Source organism: Mesorhizobium sp. CNPSo 4670 (genome assembly GCF_057784235.1).
Genome location: NZ_JBWJFQ010000005.1, coordinates 228,113 through 243,935, shown reverse-complemented (window position 1 = coordinate 243,935; position 15,823 = coordinate 228,113). Strand labels below are relative to the sequence as shown.

The following is a 15,823-nucleotide window of genomic DNA, read 5'->3' as shown; positions in this document are numbered from 1 at the left end:
ACTGGCGGGATGGGGGAAGCGATTCGCATCATCGGTATCGATCCGGGGCTCAGGCGCACCGGCTGGGGCATCGTCGAGAGCCTTGGCAATTCATTGCGCTTCGTTGCCTCAGGCACAGTGCGTTCCGACGACAAGGCGGCACTGGCGACGCGGCTCTGCCAATTGCATGACGGGCTCGCCGAAATTCTGCACACCGCCATGCCGCACGAGGCCGCGGTCGAACAGACCTTCGTCAACAAGGACGCCGTGGCGACGCTGAAGCTCGGCCAGGCGCGCGGCATCGCAATGCTGGTGCCGGCGCGCGCTGGTCTCGTCGTGGCCGAATATGCGCCCAACGCCGTCAAGAAGGCGGTGATCGGCGTCGGCCATGGCGACAAGAAACAGATCCACATGATGGTGAAGGTGCTTCTGCCAAAGGCCACCTTCGATACCGAACACGCCGCCGACGCTCTCGCCATCGCCATCTGCCATGCGCATCACCGGCAAAGCGTCGCCTATCGGATGGCGCTCGCCGGGTAGCAATGTTCTTGACTTGTTCCCGTGCCTGCGATAAGTAATACTTCTGAGGTATTACCATGCGCGTGACCACCAAGGGGCAAGTCACAATCCCCAAACAGATAAGGGACCATCTGGGCATCGGCCCGGGCTCCGAGGTGGAGTTCGTGGCCACCGACGACGGCGCTCGTCTTGTCGCCGTTAACGAAAACCTCTCCGAGGAGGAGGCATCCCGCAGGTTCAGCGACGTGCTTGGCCGGATGGCGGGTACCCTGGATCTGGGAGGCATGACGACCGACGAGTATATGGACTGGCTGAGGGGGCCGCGTGAAGATCTCGACGTTGATTGACACAAATGTCCTGATTGACGTCTGGGGACCGGCCGGACCGCTGACAAAATGGTCGACATCGGCGATTGCGTCATGCCGCCGCGATGGAGTTTTGGTGATCAATACGATCATTTGGTCCGAGCTCGCGCCGCTGATCGCGACAGAGACGGCGCTTCGAAAAGCAGTCGATATGCTCGAGATGGATCGCGAGTTCCTGCCCTGGGACGCGGCATTCCTTGCGGGCGTCACGCATTCCCGCTATCGCCGTGCGGGTGGGGTTCGTGAGCGGACGTTGCCAGACTTTTTCATCGGAGCCCATGCGACCGTTGCCGGACATCGTCTGCTGACCCGCGACGCTGCCCGCTACCGCAATTATTTCCCGGCTCTCGACATCATCTCTCCTGAAACCCACCCATGAGGGCCCATCTTCCATGAAAGATCTGGCATGATCGGCAAACTCAAGGGCACGCTCGACGAGATCGACGAGGATCATTGCCTCGTCGATATCCATGGCGTCGGCTATGTCGCCTATTGCTCGGCGCGCACGCTGGCCGCGCTGCCGGCGCCGGGCGAAGCGGTGGTGCTGTTCATCGAGACCTATGTGCGCGAGGACATGCTGCGGCTCTACGGCTTCCAGTCGCAACTGGAGCGCGAATGGTTCCGGCTGCTCATGAACAATGTGCCAGGCGTCGGCGCCAAGGTGGCGCTGGCCATCCTGTCGACACTGGCGCCGGCCGATCTCGCTAACGCCATTGCGCTGCGCGACATCGCCATGGTTTCTCGTGCGCCTGGCGTCGGTAAGAAGGTGGCCGAGCGCATCGTCACCGAGTTGAAGAACAAGGCGCCGGCCTATGCTGGCACCGCCTCGGGCACCATCGGCCTGAAGCAGGAACTCGGCGAAGGCGTCGCCCCGGCGCCGATCACCGACGCCGTCTCGGCGCTGGTCAATCTCGGCTATTCGCGTGACACCGCCGCCAATGCGGTGGCGGCGGCGCTCAAGACTGTGGGCGAGGATGCCGATGCACCGAAGCTGATCCGTTTCGGCCTGAAGGAACTGGCGCGGTGAGGCGTCGCTTGTTCAGGTCCTTGCCGCATGCAAGGAAGGCGCCATGAGCCTGTCACCCCGTCTCATTACGCCCGAAAAACGCGGCGAGGATGCCGAGCAGACCTTGCGGCCGCAGACGCTTGACGATTTCGTCGGTCAGGCGGCGGTGCGGGCCAATCTCAAAGTGTTCATCGAGGCCGCCAAGGGCCGCAACGAAGCGCTCGACCATGTGCTGTTCGTCGGACCGCCCGGTCTCGGCAAGACGACGCTGGCGCAGATCATGGCGCGCGAACTCGGCGTCAATTTCCGCTCGACCTCCGGCCCGGTCATCGCCAAGGCCGGCGATCTCGCGGCCCTGCTCACCAATCTCGAAGAAGGCGACGTGCTGTTCATCGACGAGATCCACCGGCTGAGCCCGGCGGTGGAGGAAATCCTCTATCCGGCAATGGAGGATTTCCAGCTCGACCTGATCATCGGCGAGGGACCGGCGGCGCGGTCGGTCAAGATCGATCTCGCCCGGTTTACGCTGGTCGCCGCCACCACGCGGCTTGGCCTGCTGACCAATCCGCTGCGCGATCGTTTCGGCATTCCGGTGCGGCTCAATTTCTATTCGGTCGAGGAACTGGAGCAGATCGTGCGGCGCGGTGCGCGCATTCTGCAAATGCCGCTCGGCGACGATGGCGCGCTTGAGATCGCGCGGCGCGCACGCGGCACGCCACGCATTGCCGGACGGCTGCTGCGCCGGGTGCGCGATTTCGCCTCGGTTGCCGGCGACGGCCATGTCGATCGTCAGATTGCCGATGAGGCGCTCACCCGGCTGGAGGTTGATGCGCTCGGCCTCGACGCCCTCGACCGCCGGTATCTGTCGATGATCGCCCGCAATTTCGGCGGTGGCCCGGTCGGCATCGAGACGATCGCAGCCGGCCTGTCCGAGCCGCGCGACGCCATCGAGGACATCATCGAGCCCTATCTGATCCAACAGGGTTTCATCCAGCGCACGCCGCGCGGCCGGATGCTGACGGCCAATGCCTGGCGGCATCTCGGGCTGGATGCGCCGAAGGATCTGGCGCAGCAACAGATCAACCTGTTCCAGGAAGAGTAGCGGCTCGGGCAATTGGACAGGGACCTGCGATCAAGGATCCGTGACTGTCCTTGCGCAAAATCTCCTCAGCTTCGCCGGTTTGCCGGCGCAATCGTGGACTTTAACGCTGCCTTGGCGATTGTCGCCGCGATTTTGTCCCGGAGCCGAGCATGATAACCAGACGCGGGTTCCTGCGCATCGTCAGCGGGTCGTTTCTGTCGGTTGCCGCGTTCAGTGCTTACGCGGTAGGCATCGAGCCGATGCTGCTGACGCATGTGAAGCGCTACGCACTGACGCCGCCGCATTGGCCGGCGGGATTGAAACTGCGCATCGTCGCGCTCGCCGACATCCATGCCTGCCGGCCGTGGATGACACCGGAGCGGATCGCTTCGCTTGTCGAAGACGCGAATGCGCAGCAAGCGGACGTGATCGTCCTGCTTGGCGACTACATCGCCGGCATGCCCCTGGTGACGGGGCCGGTTACGCCGTCGCAATGGGCATCGGCGCTGTCGGGCCTCAAGGCGCCGCTCGGCGTGTTGTCGATCCTTGGCAACCACGACTGGTGGGGCGATGGCTTCGCGCAGCGCGCCGGCGCCGGCCCAACCTTAGCGCGCAAGGCCCTGGAGAAGGTTGGCATCCCGGTCCTCGAGAACGATGTCGTGCGCCTGGAGAAGGACGGGCGGGGCGTCTGGATCGCCGGGCTTGCCGACCAACTGGCCCTGCTACCGACCAGGGACCGCAGCCGCTTCACGGGGCTGGACGATCTCGACGGCACGCTGGCCAAGGTCAGCGATGCCGCGCCTGTCATCCTGCTCGCGCATGAGCCCGATATTTTTCCCACCGTGCCGTCGCGGGTGTCGCTGACCCTCTCGGGCCACACCCATGGCGGACAAATTCGGCTGTTCGGCTACTCGCCGGTCGTGCCGTCGCGGTACGGCAATCGCTATGCCTATGGCCATGTCATCGAGAACGACCGCAATCTGATCGTCTCGGGCGGGCTTGGCTTCAGCATTGTGCCGGTGCGTTTCGGGATGCGCCCAGAAATCCTGTCGATCGATCTCGGCTGAACTGTCAATGCAGCGCGCGGATCACGTCCATCACCTCAGGCTCGGCCCGGTCGCCGTTGAAGGCGTCGACGATGCCGAAGGCGCCGCCGTAGCTCCACACTGACCATGAGAAGCCATGCGCTTCTGCGCGCGCGATCATGTCCCTGACATAGGCGGCCCGGTACGCGGCCGGCATCACGTAGGCGTTGCCATATTCCTGGCGGATCATGCCGAATTCCCCCAGCGTGATGTTCTCCGGTTTGATGCCGTTGGCGTTCCCCCACGCCTCGACCTTTTTGAATGGCGCATCCATCAGGCCGAGTAGCTTGTCGGGGCTGTCCATGCTGGCGACCTGTTCGTCGAGATAAGCAAGCAGGCCGCTCTGCCGTGCCCATGGCGCCTCGGCCTTGATCCTGGCGCGGATGGTGTCGAGCGTCACCTCGAGTTGTGCCTGTGGCACCGCGGTCAGCGGATAGGGCAGGCCGGTCACATAGGGGATGAAGTCGCCGGCCCAGGTGGCGCCCTGATGGGTGAGCAGGAACGGATCGTAGGAGTGGAAGGTCCAGATGACATTGTCGTCGGGGATCGTCTTCGGTTCGATCTTCTCCAGTGAAGTCGCGACCGAATAACAGGCACCGGTCAGCACCAGGGTCAGTTTCGTTGCCGAGGAGCGCGCCGCCGCGAACAGTCTCTGCTGGCGCTCAGGCCAGAGGCTGGTGCCGTCGCTGTCGCAGTCGACGATCGGTTCGTTCATCGGCTCGAACGCGACCTTTTGGGGATCTTCGCCGGCCAGCGCGCGGGCCATCTTGCGCACCATGTCGACATAGGCGTCGAAGGTCCGCGGGTCGTCCATCACTTCGGCCATGCCGATCTTGCGGCTGCCGCCGGCCGGGATCAGGTGCATGTCGACGATCACCTTCAGCCCGGCACGGTTGACCATGCGGACCGAGTCCAGCACGCTGGCATAAAGATTGTCGCGCAAGGCCACAGTCTGGCCGGACAGGAAAGGCGATGGGTCGACCGGCATGCGCAGGAAATCGAAGCCCGCATCCTTCAGCGCCTTGAGGTCGTCATCCCTAAGGAATTTGCGCCATTCCGGATAGGGCAGGATCGCCTTGGCATCGCCCCACTGGTCTTCGCCCGGCCACGTCGTCCACTGGTCGAGATTGAGGCCGCGCTTCATCGAGAAGGTGGCTGCCTTGCCGGGCAGCGACAGAGCCACCAGCACGAACAGCGCCGCCATCAAGGTCTTGATCATCGCCGTCAACAGTGCCATCCGATGCTATGTCGCGCGGAAAACACGTGCCCGGTCGGGACTGAAAAAGGAAGCGCAATGGACGATCATGGTGAATCGGCGGCGTTGCTGGCAGGGCTTTCCGGCGCGTTGACGGAATTCGGCCACCGGCTGATGGCGCGCGTCTATTACGCCGACACCGATTTCTCCGGCGTCGTCTACCATGCGCGCTATCTCGAATTCTTCGAACGCGGCCGCTCCGACTATCTCAGGCTGACCGGCGTGCATCACACCGAACTCGCCGACGGCAAGCATGGCGAGAAGATCGTCTGGGTGGTGCGTCGCATGGAGATCAATTTTCGCGGCCCCGCCCGCATCGACGACATCCTGACGATCGATACCCGCACCGAGGACATTTCCGGTGCGCGCATCTTCATGGCGCAGCAGCTCAAACGCGGCGACGAGGTGCTGGTCGAGGCCAGGGTCGAGGCGGCGATCATCGGCGAGAATGGCCGGCCAAGGCGCTTTCCAAGGGAATGGGTGGCGGCATTCATGCCCAAGGGTTTTCCCGCGACCGACTAGACGGACTGCGACCGATGGCGATTGCATGAGCCATGCCGTTGGGCGCGGCAATGCGCCGCGCCTTATGTACTAACCCATCCTTAACCATAACGGTTCATGAAGAGATTGGTGAAGATTGGCGCTATCGAGCGCCTTCCTTTCACCAATATTTGCCCTGAAAAGGCCACCAACGGCACGGTTTGGGGTTGTTACGGTAGCTGCGTGCGAACCGACCACAAGGGATGCCAGGGGCCAGCCGCCAGCTTCGCCCGGAAAATCTTAAGGACGTAACGATGGAAAATATCGCACTCGCCGAACCGGGCGCGCAATTGTCGATTTGGGCGCTGTTCATGCAGGCCAGCTGGGTGGTCAAGCTGGTCATGATTGGTTTGCTCTGCGCTTCCGTCTGGACCTGGGCGATCATCGTCGACAAGCTGGTTGCCTATGCCCGCATGCGGCTGTCGCTCAACCGGTTCGAGCAGGTGTTCTGGTCCGGGCAGTCGCTCGAGGAGCTTTACCGTACGCTCGCCGACCGCAAGACCACCGGCATGGGCGCCATTTTCGTGGCGGCGATGCGCGAGTGGAAGAAAAGCTTCGAGAAGGGCGCCAAGTCGCCGCTCGGCCTGCAGACCCGCATCGACAAGGCGATGGACCTGGCGCTGACCCGCGAGATGGAAAAGCTGGAGGGGCGCCTAGGCTTCCTCGCCACCACCGGCTCGGCGGCACCCTTCATCGGCCTGTTCGGCACCGTCATCGGCATCATGACCTCGTTCCAGGCGATCGCCGGCTCCAAGAACACCAGTCTCGCGGTGGTCGCGCCCGGCATTGCCGAAGCGCTGCTGGCAACGGCCATCGGCCTGCTCGCCGCCATCCCCGCCGTCATCGCCTACAACAAACTGTCGTCCGACGCGAGCAAGATAGCGGTGCGCATGGAAGGGTTCTCCGACGAGTTCTCCGCCATACTCTCGCGCCAAATCGATGAAAAAGTGGCCCCCAAGGCCTGAGGAGTAACTGATGGGTATGTCCGTTGGCATGGGAGGACGCGGTGGGCGCGGCCACAGGCGGCGCGGCCGTCACCATGCACTGATGTCGGAAATCAACGTCACGCCGATGGTTGACGTGATGCTGGTGCTGCTGATCATCTTCATGGTCGCGGCGCCGATGCTGACGGTCGGCGTGCCGATCGATCTGCCGGATACGCAGGCCAAGGCGATGAATGCCGACACGCAGCCGATCACCGTCTCGATCAACGCTGCCGGCCAGATCTATCTCCAGGAAACCGAGATTCCGATCGAGGAGCTGGTGGCCAAGCTGCAGGCGATCTCGAAGACCGGCTATGAAGAGCGCATCTTCATCCGCGGCGACAAGTCCACCGACTATGGCACGGCGATGAAGGTGATGGCTCGTATCTCGTCCGCTGGCTACAAGAACATCGGCCTGGTTTCACTGCAGGAACAGGATCAATAGACGCGAGATGAAGACCGGCCTCACCACATCGGTGATCTTGCATACGGCGGTGCTGGCCTTCGGCCTGTTCACGCTGTCGGCGCCGGCCGCACTCCCGTCCGCCGATGTCGAGTCGGTCGCGGTCGACATCGTGCCGATGGAAGCCATTGCGCAGACGTTGCAGGGCGACAAGAAGGCAGTGATGCATGAAAAGCCGGCCCCCGTGCCGACCCAGCGCCCGGACATCGTGCCGGTAGCGCAGAAGGTCGGCGAGAACAGCGTCGACACCGACAAGCCGGTAACGCCGGAAGCCAAGCCGAAGCCGGTCGACATGACATCGGCCCCGCCGCCGGCGCCGACCCCGATCGAAAAGCCGAAGCCGGAGGACGTGCCGAAGCCGCAGGAAAAGCCCAAGCCCATTCCGGCAACGGAAGTGGCGCCGGCGCCGACGCCCAAGGAAGAGGTGAAGCCCGAGCCGGTCAAGCAGGCGGACCCCAAGCCGACGCCGGCCAAGCCGGCGCCGACCCCGCCGCCGCAGGACAAGACCGCGGCCATCGATCCGACGCCCGAGGTCAAGCCTGACGCTGTCGCTGAGGCCATAGCCAAGGATCCACCCACCGAAGAGACACAGCTGCCGAACTCGGCCCCCGCGCCGGAAGCGCGGCCGAAGCCGCAGCCGGCGCAGGCCGAAAGCGCCAAGGCGCCGGAACGCAAGGATGCCGACAAGCCGGTCAAGGAAGCCTCGTCGAAGCCGAAGTCCGAAGACAAGCAGTTCAATGCCGACGAAATCTCGGCTCTCCTCGACAAGCAGAAGCCGTCCGGCGGCGGCGCCAAACGCTCGACCCAACAGGCCTCGCTCGGTGGCGACAAGGATCAAGGCCAGAAGCTGTCGAAATCGGAAATGGGCGCCCTGGAAAGCCAGCTCGGCGGCTGCTGGACCCTTCCGGTTGGCCTTGAAGGTTCGGAAAACTTCGTCGTCGTCGTCCGCTTCAACCTGGATGCCTCCGGCAAGCTGGATGGCCGCCCGAATGTTGAAAAGTCGAGCGGAAACCGCCAGTTCGACGAAAGTGCCGTTCGCGCCGTGCAAAAATGCGATGTCACCGGCCTGCAGGTTCCCGCAGGCAAGCAGGACATCTGGGCCGACGTCCGCGTCACCTTCGATCCAAGGGAGATGCTGGGCCTGTAGGCCCGAGTATCCGAAAATCAGTACGAGAAGCGAGAAGACATGACATCAATCCTCAAGCCGCTCCTGATGATTGCAGCGATGGCCATGGGCATGACCGCGGCCGGCACCTTGCCGGCCCTGGCGCTCGTCGAGCTCAACGTCAACAAGGGCAATGTCGAACCGCTGCCGATCGCCATCACCGATTTCCAGGGTGGCGACGCGCTTGGCGCCCAGATCTCCGAGATCGTCACCGCCGATCTGAAGCGCTCGGGCCTGTTCGCGCCGATCGACAAGAGTGCCTTCATCGAGAAGATATCCAATCCGGACGCAGCACCGCGCTTCGACGACTGGAAGGTCATCAACGCGCAGGCGCTGGTCACCGGCAGCGTCGGCAAGGAGGCTGACGGCCGCATTCGCGCCCAGTACCGGCTGTGGGACACCTTTGCCGGCCAGCAGATGTCCGGCGAGCAGTTCTTTGCCAACGACGCCAATACGAGGCGCGTCGCCCACATCATCGCCGACGCGATCTACGAGAGGCTGACCGGCGAGAAGGGCTATTTCGACACCCGCGTCGTCTTCATCGACGAATCCGGGGCCAAGAACGCGCGCAAGAAGCGACTCGCCATCATGGATCAGGACGGCGCCAACGTCCGCTATCTCTCCGACGGCAAATCGATCGTGCTGACGCCGCGCTTCTCGCCGAACCGCCAGGAAATCACCTACATGTCCTATGAAAGCGGTCAGCCGCGGGTCTACCTGCTGCAGATCGAGACCGGCCAGCGCGAACTGGTGGGCAATTTTCCCGGCATGACCTTTGCGCCGCGCTTTTCCCCCGACGGCCAGAAGGTGATCATGAGCCTGCTACGCGACGACGGCAATTCTAACATCTTCGCCATGGACTTGCGGAGCCGTTCGACGACACGGTTGACCAACTCGACCGCCATCGACACCTCGCCGTCCTATTCGCCCGACGGCAGCCAGGTGGTGTTCACCTCCGACCGCGGCGGGCGCGCGCAGATCTATGTGATGGGCGCCGACGGCTCGGGACAGAACCGCATCTCCTTCGGCGACGGAGTCTATTCGACGCCGGTGTGGTCGCCGCGCGGCGACCTCATCGCCTTCACCAAGCAGACAGGCGGCGAATTCCAGATCGGCGTCATGAAGACCGATGGCTCGGGCGAGCGTATCCTGTCCTCCGGCTTCCAGCAGGAGGGGCCGACCTGGGCGCCGAATGGCCGCGTGCTGATGTTCTTCCGGGATTCCGCCGGCGGACCGAAGCTGGTCTCCGTCGACCTCACCGGCCGCAACGAACAGTCGATCCCGACGACGAACTTCGCCTCCGACCCGGCATGGTCGCCCTTGCTGGAGTAGTTTGGCTCAATTGTCACAGGCGCCAAAAAAGGGGCCTTTGTGGCCCCTTTTCCACGTCTTGGTCGCGTTTTGGCCGCATTTACGCCTAGGGTCCGCGCCAAATGTGGCTTCAGCCAAACAGCTGCGGACGGGCAGCCTAAACCAATTTTTAACCATGTTTCTTGAATGCCGGTTAACCCAAACGTGGTTACTGGGTGATCAACGAAATCACTCGAAATGCGAAGGAGAGGCGGCATGGGCCGTATCGCAGCACTTACCAGAAACCCGGTCATGATCGCGCTGGTGGCGATGCTCGCCATCGCCGGTTGCGCCTCGAAGAAGACGCCGAACAATGCCGCCGACCTTGGCCTCAACGGCGCCGGCGCGGCAACGCCCGGATCGGCAAAGGACTTCACTGTCAACATTGGCGACCGCATCTTCTTCGATACGGACTCGACTTCGATCCGTGCCGACGCGCAGACGACACTGTCGCGCCAGGCGCAGTGGCTGAACCAGTACAAGCAGTATGCCATCGTCATCGAAGGCCATGCCGATGAACGCGGCACACGCGAGTACAATCTGGCGCTCGGCGCCCGCCGCGCCGCCGCCACCCGCGACTTCCTGGTCGCCAAGGGCGTTTCTGCCAGCCGCCTGAAGACGATTTCCTACGGCAAGGAGCGTCCGGTCGCGGTGTGCGACGACATCTCCTGCTGGTCGCAGAACCGCCGCGCGGTCACCACGCTCAGCGGCGCCGGTTCCTGAGCACCGTGCAGCCGACCGGAGCGCCAAGGAGGCGCGACGGTCTAGCGGCAAAAATGCCACACACCCTTGCGAAAGGCGGCCCCAGGGCCGCCTTTTTCATATCCGGATGCCCGAAACAAAATTTGGCCGAAGTCTCGGCTCCTGCTATGAGCCGAGGGCGCTTGGCTGGTCCCACTCTGATTGGAAGGCGCGAACAAGCTAACGAAATCACGGCGAGAGGCACATGCATTTGAGATCGGTTCTAAGCGGCACCCTTGCGCTGTTGCTCCTATCAGGCGTCACGGCTCTGGCGGGCACAGGGCAATCAACCGACAGCGGCTTTTCCTTCCATCTGCCCAGCATCGAATTGCCCGGCATTTTCGGCCAAAAGAAGAAAACGGATCAGGTTCAGCTGGTGCAGTCCGACGGTACCGCCGTGACCGGGTTGGAAGAGCAACTGCGGCAGATGAACGGCAAGATCGAGGAACTCAATTTCCAGGTCCTGCAGATGCAGGAGCAGATCCGCAAGCAGCAGGAAGACAACGAGTTCCGCTTCCAGCAGCTTGAAGGCGGCACGCAAGGCGGGCAGCCGCCGGCACAGAAGAAATCGGACGCCACAACCACTACGGATAGCAACACCGATGTGGCAGCGGCTCCGGCAACGCAGGCGCCGGCCGATGCGGGCACCGCGCCCGCCGCCGGCCAGGAGATCATCGTCGAATCGCCCAATGGCGACCCCGGCAAGGTGATTCCCGGAACGGGAGCGCCGGAAAAGACTTTTGGCACCATCACCGTCGACAAGAACGGCAATGTCATCGATGCCGGCGGCAGCACCCAGGCGACCGCGCCGGTTCAGGACACCGCGCCAGCCAGCGGCGCTCCGGCCAAGGCCGGCAAGTCCAATGGCACGGTGGTAGCGGCATTGCCCGCCACCAACGACCCCGAGGAACTCTACCGCAACTCCTATCAGTTCATCCTCTCTGGCGACTACAGCACCGCCGAACAGGGTTTTCGCGATCATATCTCCCGCTTCCCCAAGGATGCGAAGGCGGCGGATGCGCATTACTGGCTTGGCGAGTCTTTGCTTGGCCAGCAGAAATACCGCGACGCGGCCGAGACCTTCCTTTCCGCCAGCAAGGACTATCCCAAGGCCAAGAAAGCTCCCGACATGTTGCTGAAGCTCGGCGTGTCGCTGGTCGGCCTCAAGCAGCATGACGTGGCCTGCGCCACCTTCAGCGAGATCGGCAAGCGCTACCCCGACATCTCCGGTGCGCTCAAGGAACGCGTCAAGCAGGAAAAGGCGCTGGCGGCGTGCTGATCCTTTCCGAGCATGTCGTTGCCCCGAAACCGGGGCCATCTTTGGGCGACATGCATTGATGCTCGATATCGAGCCTGACCTTTCGAAGAGCCTTTTTTCGCATATCAATTTTACCAGCGGCGCCGTTGCGGCCGTGTCCGGCGGCAGCGACTCGACCGCCCTGCTCCTTCTTCTCAAACACCATCTCGACCGCACTGCGCCGGCAACGAAGCTGCTGGCGGTGACGATCGACCACGGTTTGCGGCCGGGTTCGGCGACGGAAGCGCAGGGGATGGCGAGGCTGTGCGCCACGCACGCCATTGAGCATCGCATCCTGACATGGTCCGGGCCTAAGCCATCGACCGGTCTGCCCGCCGCGGCCCGGGAAGCGCGTTACCGGTTGCTGGCCGAGGCAGCACTGGCGCAAGGCATCGGCCTGATCCTGACCGGCCATACCGCCGACGACCAAGCGGAAACGGTATTGATGCGGCAGCTACGTGAGGAGGGCGGGGGCCATGCCGACACGGCAGGCCGCGGGCTTGCCGGCATGGCGCCGGCCACCTTGTATGACTGGCGCAGCTGGATCGTGCGGCCGCTTCTCGGCACGCGGCGCGCGGCGTTGCGCGACGTCCTGCGGCGTCAGCATGTCGACTGGGCCGACGACCCGACCAATGTCGACGAGGCTTTCGAGCGGCCGCGCCTGCGCGCTACGCTCGCCGATGGCGACGGCGTGCAGCGTATCGACGATGCGCTGGCGCTGGCCGCGCATGAGGGCAACGCGCGCCGGCAGCTTGGCCTGGCTGCCGCGGACCTGATCCGCCGTTTCGCGACCCAGCCGGCGGCCGGGCTCATTCGTCTTGATCCTGGCCTGCTGAACGCCGGCGAGGAGCGGGCGGCCGTCTATGCACTGCGCCTTCTGCTGGCCACGACCGGCGGGATTGCCTTTCTGCCGGACCAGGCCCGCAGCGAGGCGCTGTTTGGCCGGCTGAAAGGCGGATTTCTTTGCGCCACATTGTCGCGGACGGTGGTCGATTCCCGGCGCGCCGGCATCTTCCTGCGCCGCGAGGCGCGCGGCCTGCCGCCCGCCGCCGCAGTCACCGAGGGCGCCCTCTGGGATGGCCGCCGGCGCATCACATTGAACGACAGCAGCGGCGCATTGTTGATCGCCCCGTTCGGCGCAGCAGCCAAGCGGCCGCCGATCGGCGAGGGGCAAACCCCACCAAGCCTGATGCGCGCCGCGCTCGCCGCCGAACCGGCGCTATGGCAAGCCGGTGAATGCCTTGGTTTGCCGGGAAGCGTCCGGGCGCCCGCTGTGGTCGAGGCGCGGCCGGCCGTTGCCCCCTTTGCCCGCTTCCTGCCGTCCTTCGACCTGGCGCCGGCGCGGGCCGTCGCAGGGCTGATTGGCGCGGCCCCGCTTCCCGCCCTGCCTTTCAGGGGCCACAGTGCCGGTTGATGTTGGGCGAAAGCTTAACCCAGACCTGCTGTTCTGCTTGGCAAGGGGAGGTGCTCTCCCTATGTTAGGCGCAAGTTTCCTCTCATGACGTGTGTCCGACGCGCGGACGCCAACGGGACAATTGATGAATCCGAACTATCGCAACCTCGCGCTCTGGGCGATCATAGCGGTCTTGCTCATCGCCCTGTTCAATCTGTTCCAGACACCGCAGACGCGAGGGGCTTCCAGCGATGTGCCTTATTCGCAGTTCCTGCAGGACGTCGCGGCCGGCCGGGTCAAGACGGTGACCATTGCGGGCGCCCGTATCAGCGGCACCTACACCGACAATGCCAGCGGCTTCCAGACCTATTCGCCCGGCGATCCGTCGCTGGTCTCGCGACTGCAGGACAAGAACGTCACCATCAATGCGCGGCCTGAGACCGACGGTTCCAATTCGCTGTTCGGCTATCTGATCTCGTGGCTGCCGATGATCCTCATCCTCGGCGTCTGGATATTCTTCATGCGCCAGATGCAGTCCGGATCCGGGCGCGCCATGGGCTTCGGCAAGTCGAAGGCCAAGCTTTTGACAGAGGCGCATGGCCGCGTCACCTTCCAGGACGTTGCCGGCGTCGATGAAGCCAAGGAAGATCTGGAAGAGATCGTTGAGTTCCTGCGCGATCCGCAGAAGTTCCAGCGGCTCGGCGGTAAGATTCCGCGCGGCGTGCTGCTTGTCGGCCCTCCGGGAACAGGCAAGACGCTGCTCGCCCGCTCGGTTGCCGGCGAAGCCAACGTGCCGTTCTTCACCATCTCCGGTTCGGACTTCGTCGAAATGTTCGTCGGCGTCGGCGCCAGCCGCGTCCGCGACATGTTCGACCAGGCCAAGAAGAACGCGCCCTGCATCATCTTCATCGACGAAATCGATGCCGTCGGCCGCCATCGCGGCGCCGGTCTCGGCGGCGGTAATGACGAGCGTGAGCAGACGTTGAACCAGCTGCTGGTCGAGATGGATGGCTTCGAGTCCAACGAAAGCATCATCCTGATCGCCGCCACCAACCGGCCCGACGTGCTTGACCCGGCGCTGCTGCGGCCGGGCCGCTTCGACCGCCAGGTGGTGGTGCCGAACCCCGACATCGTCGGCCGCGAGAAGATCCTCAAGGTGCATGTGCGCAACGTGCCGCTGGCACCCAATGTCGACCTCAAGGTCGTCGCTCGCGGCACGCCGGGCTTCTCCGGCGCCGACCTGATGAACCTCGTCAATGAATCGGCGCTGATGGCTGCGCGGCGCAACAAGCGCCTGGTGACCATGGCCGAGTTCGAGGACGCCAAGGACAAGATCATGATGGGCGCCGAGCGGCGTTCGTCGGCGATGACACAGGCCGAAAAGGCGCTGACCGCCTATCACGAGGCCGGCCACGCCATTCTGGCGCTCAACGTGCCGTCGGCCGATCCGCTGCACAAGGCCACCATCATACCGCGTGGCCGGGCGCTCGGCATGGTCATGCAGTTGCCGGAAGGCGACCGCTACTCGATGAGCTACAAATACATGATTTCGCGCCTCGCCATCATGATGGGCGGCCGTGTCGCCGAAGAGTTCAAGTTCGGCAAGGAAAACATCACCTCCGGCGCTTCCTCGGACATCGAGCAGGCGACCAAGCTGGCGCGCGCCATGGTTACGCGCTGGGGCTTTTCCGACAAGCTCGGCCACGTCGCCTATGGTGACAACCAGGAGGAAGTGTTCCTCGGTCATTCGGTGGCGCGCACGCAGAACGTCTCCGAAGAGACCGCGCAGATCATCGACGCCGAAGTGCGCCGCCTGATCGACGAGGCCTATTCGACGGCAAAATCCATCCTGACCAAGAAGAAGAAGGAATGGATCGCGCTTGCGGAAGGGTTGCTCGAATACGAGACGCTGTCGGGCGAAGAGATCAAGCAGTTGATCGCCGGGCAGAAGCCTTCGCGCGACCTTGGCGACGACACGCCGCCCAGCCGTGGCTCGGCGGTGCCGAAGTCCGGCGGCCGGCGCAAGAAGGGGCCAGAGCCTGAAGGCGGCATGGAACCGCAACCGTCAAGCTGACAGAGGCCACTGATTTCAGAGAAACAAACGCCGCGGCTTCAACCCGCGGCGTTTTGCTGTTCGGCGTTGGTCACAGGCCGTGCGGCGCAAGCGCGCTTGCCTTGCCGGGGCGTTGCCCGTCGGACCGGCCGGCATGTTGCTTGCCCCATCTGGCGAGGGGGATCAGGGCATTGTCCAGTTCGATACCGAATTCGGTGATCGAGTATTCGACCCGGGGTGGAACTTCGGGGAAGACCTCGCGGTGGACGATGCCGTCGACCTCCATTTCGCGCAGCTGCTGGATCAGCATCTTTTCACTGATGTCAGGCACGAGGCGCTTCAGTTCACCGAAGCGCGCCGGCGCCTTGTGGATCTGCCAGAGCAGCAATGCCTTCCATTTGCCGCCGATCACCTCCAGCGCAGGCCCCAATCCGCAACTATCTGGCTGTTTCTTTCCCATGTTTCATCCAATTCTGAGCAATCGGTTGGTGGCTTACATTTTTGTCGGTACTTGAGAAAAACCAAGCCGGTCCATAACTTCAAACCAG

At 63.7% G+C, this 15,823-nt stretch carries 17 protein-coding genes; 15 read left to right on the top strand and 2 right to left on the bottom strand.

Features of this window, described 5'->3' with window-relative positions; all coding sequences use genetic code 11:
• The first annotated feature begins 9 nt into the window (after window positions 1–9).
• The 6 genes from ruvC (at window position 10) to AC0ZT5_RS12000 (ending at window position 4,017) form a co-directional block, all read left to right on the top strand.
• Complete coding sequence (gene ruvC / locus AC0ZT5_RS12025; RefSeq protein ID WP_095089535.1) at window positions 10–519, top strand: crossover junction endodeoxyribonuclease RuvC; 510 nt, start codon at window positions 10–12, stop codon at window positions 517–519.
• Window positions 520–575: 56 nt separating this feature from the next.
• Complete coding sequence (locus AC0ZT5_RS12020) at window positions 576–845, top strand: AbrB/MazE/SpoVT family DNA-binding domain-containing protein (protein WP_488496607.1); 270 nt, start codon at window positions 576–578, stop codon at window positions 843–845.
• On the top strand, window positions 823–1,242 hold the full coding sequence (locus AC0ZT5_RS12015; RefSeq protein WP_488496606.1) for a type II toxin-antitoxin system VapC family toxin: 420 nt from the start codon (window positions 823–825) through the stop codon (window positions 1,240–1,242). Before AC0ZT5_RS12020 ends, AC0ZT5_RS12015 begins: the two co-directional genes overlap by 23 nt.
• Before the next feature lie 27 nt (window positions 1,243–1,269).
• On the top strand, window positions 1,270–1,890 hold the full coding sequence (ruvA, locus tag AC0ZT5_RS12010; RefSeq protein ID WP_488496605.1) for a Holliday junction branch migration protein RuvA: 621 nt from the start codon (window positions 1,270–1,272) through the stop codon (window positions 1,888–1,890).
• 43 nt (window positions 1,891–1,933) lie between these two features.
• On the top strand, window positions 1,934–2,971 hold the full coding sequence (ruvB, locus tag AC0ZT5_RS12005; RefSeq protein WP_111548320.1) for a Holliday junction branch migration DNA helicase RuvB: 1,038 nt from the start codon (window positions 1,934–1,936) through the stop codon (window positions 2,969–2,971).
• A 149-nt stretch (window positions 2,972–3,120) separates the two neighbouring features.
• Window positions 3,121–4,017: a metallophosphoesterase gene (locus AC0ZT5_RS12000; protein ID WP_488496604.1), complete on the top strand. Its 897-nt coding sequence runs from the start codon at window positions 3,121–3,123 to the stop codon at window positions 4,015–4,017.
• A gap of 4 nt (window positions 4,018–4,021) precedes the next feature.
• Here the strand turns inward: AC0ZT5_RS12000 and AC0ZT5_RS11995 are convergent, their stop codons facing one another.
• Entirely contained in the window at window positions 4,022–5,272 is a 1,251-nt protein-coding gene (locus AC0ZT5_RS11995) for a glycoside hydrolase family 5 protein (protein WP_488496603.1), read from the bottom strand.
• Window positions 5,273–5,329: 57 nt separating this feature from the next.
• Between AC0ZT5_RS11995 and ybgC the strand changes: the two genes are divergently transcribed.
• From ybgC to ftsH, 9 genes are all read left to right on the top strand, one after another.
• Window positions 5,330–5,812 carry a tol-pal system-associated acyl-CoA thioesterase gene (gene ybgC, locus AC0ZT5_RS11990; RefSeq protein ID WP_488496602.1) on the top strand — a complete coding sequence of 161 codons (483 nt, stop codon included), beginning with the start codon at window positions 5,330–5,332 and terminating at the stop codon, window positions 5,810–5,812.
• A 272-nt stretch (window positions 5,813–6,084) separates the two neighbouring features.
• Entirely contained in the window at window positions 6,085–6,795 is a 711-nt protein-coding gene (gene tolQ, locus AC0ZT5_RS11985) for a protein TolQ (RefSeq protein ID WP_095089519.1), read from the top strand.
• Between the two features lie 10 nt (window positions 6,796–6,805).
• Window positions 6,806–7,258 carry a protein TolR gene (gene tolR / locus AC0ZT5_RS11980; protein WP_111548317.1) on the top strand — a complete coding sequence of 151 codons (453 nt, stop codon included), beginning with the start codon at window positions 6,806–6,808 and terminating at the stop codon, window positions 7,256–7,258.
• A gap of 7 nt (window positions 7,259–7,265) precedes the next feature.
• On the top strand, window positions 7,266–8,423 hold the full coding sequence (locus tag AC0ZT5_RS11975; protein WP_488496601.1) for an energy transducer TonB family protein: 1,158 nt from the start codon (window positions 7,266–7,268) through the stop codon (window positions 8,421–8,423).
• A gap of 66 nt (window positions 8,424–8,489) precedes the next feature.
• Window positions 8,490–9,773: a Tol-Pal system beta propeller repeat protein TolB gene (gene tolB, locus AC0ZT5_RS11970; RefSeq protein WP_245331229.1), complete on the top strand. Its 1,284-nt coding sequence runs from the start codon at window positions 8,490–8,492 to the stop codon at window positions 9,771–9,773.
• A 234-nt stretch (window positions 9,774–10,007) separates the two neighbouring features.
• Window positions 10,008–10,514, top strand: a complete 507-nt coding sequence (pal, locus tag AC0ZT5_RS11965; RefSeq protein WP_095089511.1) for a peptidoglycan-associated lipoprotein Pal — start codon at window positions 10,008–10,010, stop codon at window positions 10,512–10,514.
• Between the two features lie 223 nt (window positions 10,515–10,737).
• Entirely contained in the window at window positions 10,738–11,811 is a 1,074-nt protein-coding gene (ybgF, locus tag AC0ZT5_RS11960; protein WP_488496600.1) for a tol-pal system protein YbgF, read from the top strand.
• 58 nt (window positions 11,812–11,869) lie between these two features.
• Window positions 11,870–13,243: a tRNA lysidine(34) synthetase TilS gene (tilS, locus tag AC0ZT5_RS11955; RefSeq protein ID WP_488496599.1), complete on the top strand. Its 1,374-nt coding sequence runs from the start codon at window positions 11,870–11,872 to the stop codon at window positions 13,241–13,243.
• A gap of 124 nt (window positions 13,244–13,367) precedes the next feature.
• A complete protein-coding gene (gene ftsH / locus AC0ZT5_RS11950; RefSeq protein WP_488496598.1) occupies window positions 13,368–15,296 on the top strand; it encodes an ATP-dependent zinc metalloprotease FtsH in 1,929 nt (642 codons plus the stop codon).
• Between the two features lie 70 nt (window positions 15,297–15,366).
• On the opposite strand, the gene AC0ZT5_RS11945 is transcribed toward ftsH, so the two are convergent.
• Window positions 15,367–15,735: a winged helix-turn-helix transcriptional regulator gene (locus tag AC0ZT5_RS11945; RefSeq protein ID WP_488496597.1), complete on the bottom strand. Its 369-nt coding sequence runs from the start codon at window positions 15,733–15,735 to the stop codon at window positions 15,367–15,369.
• Between the last annotated feature and the right edge of the window lie 88 nt (window positions 15,736–15,823).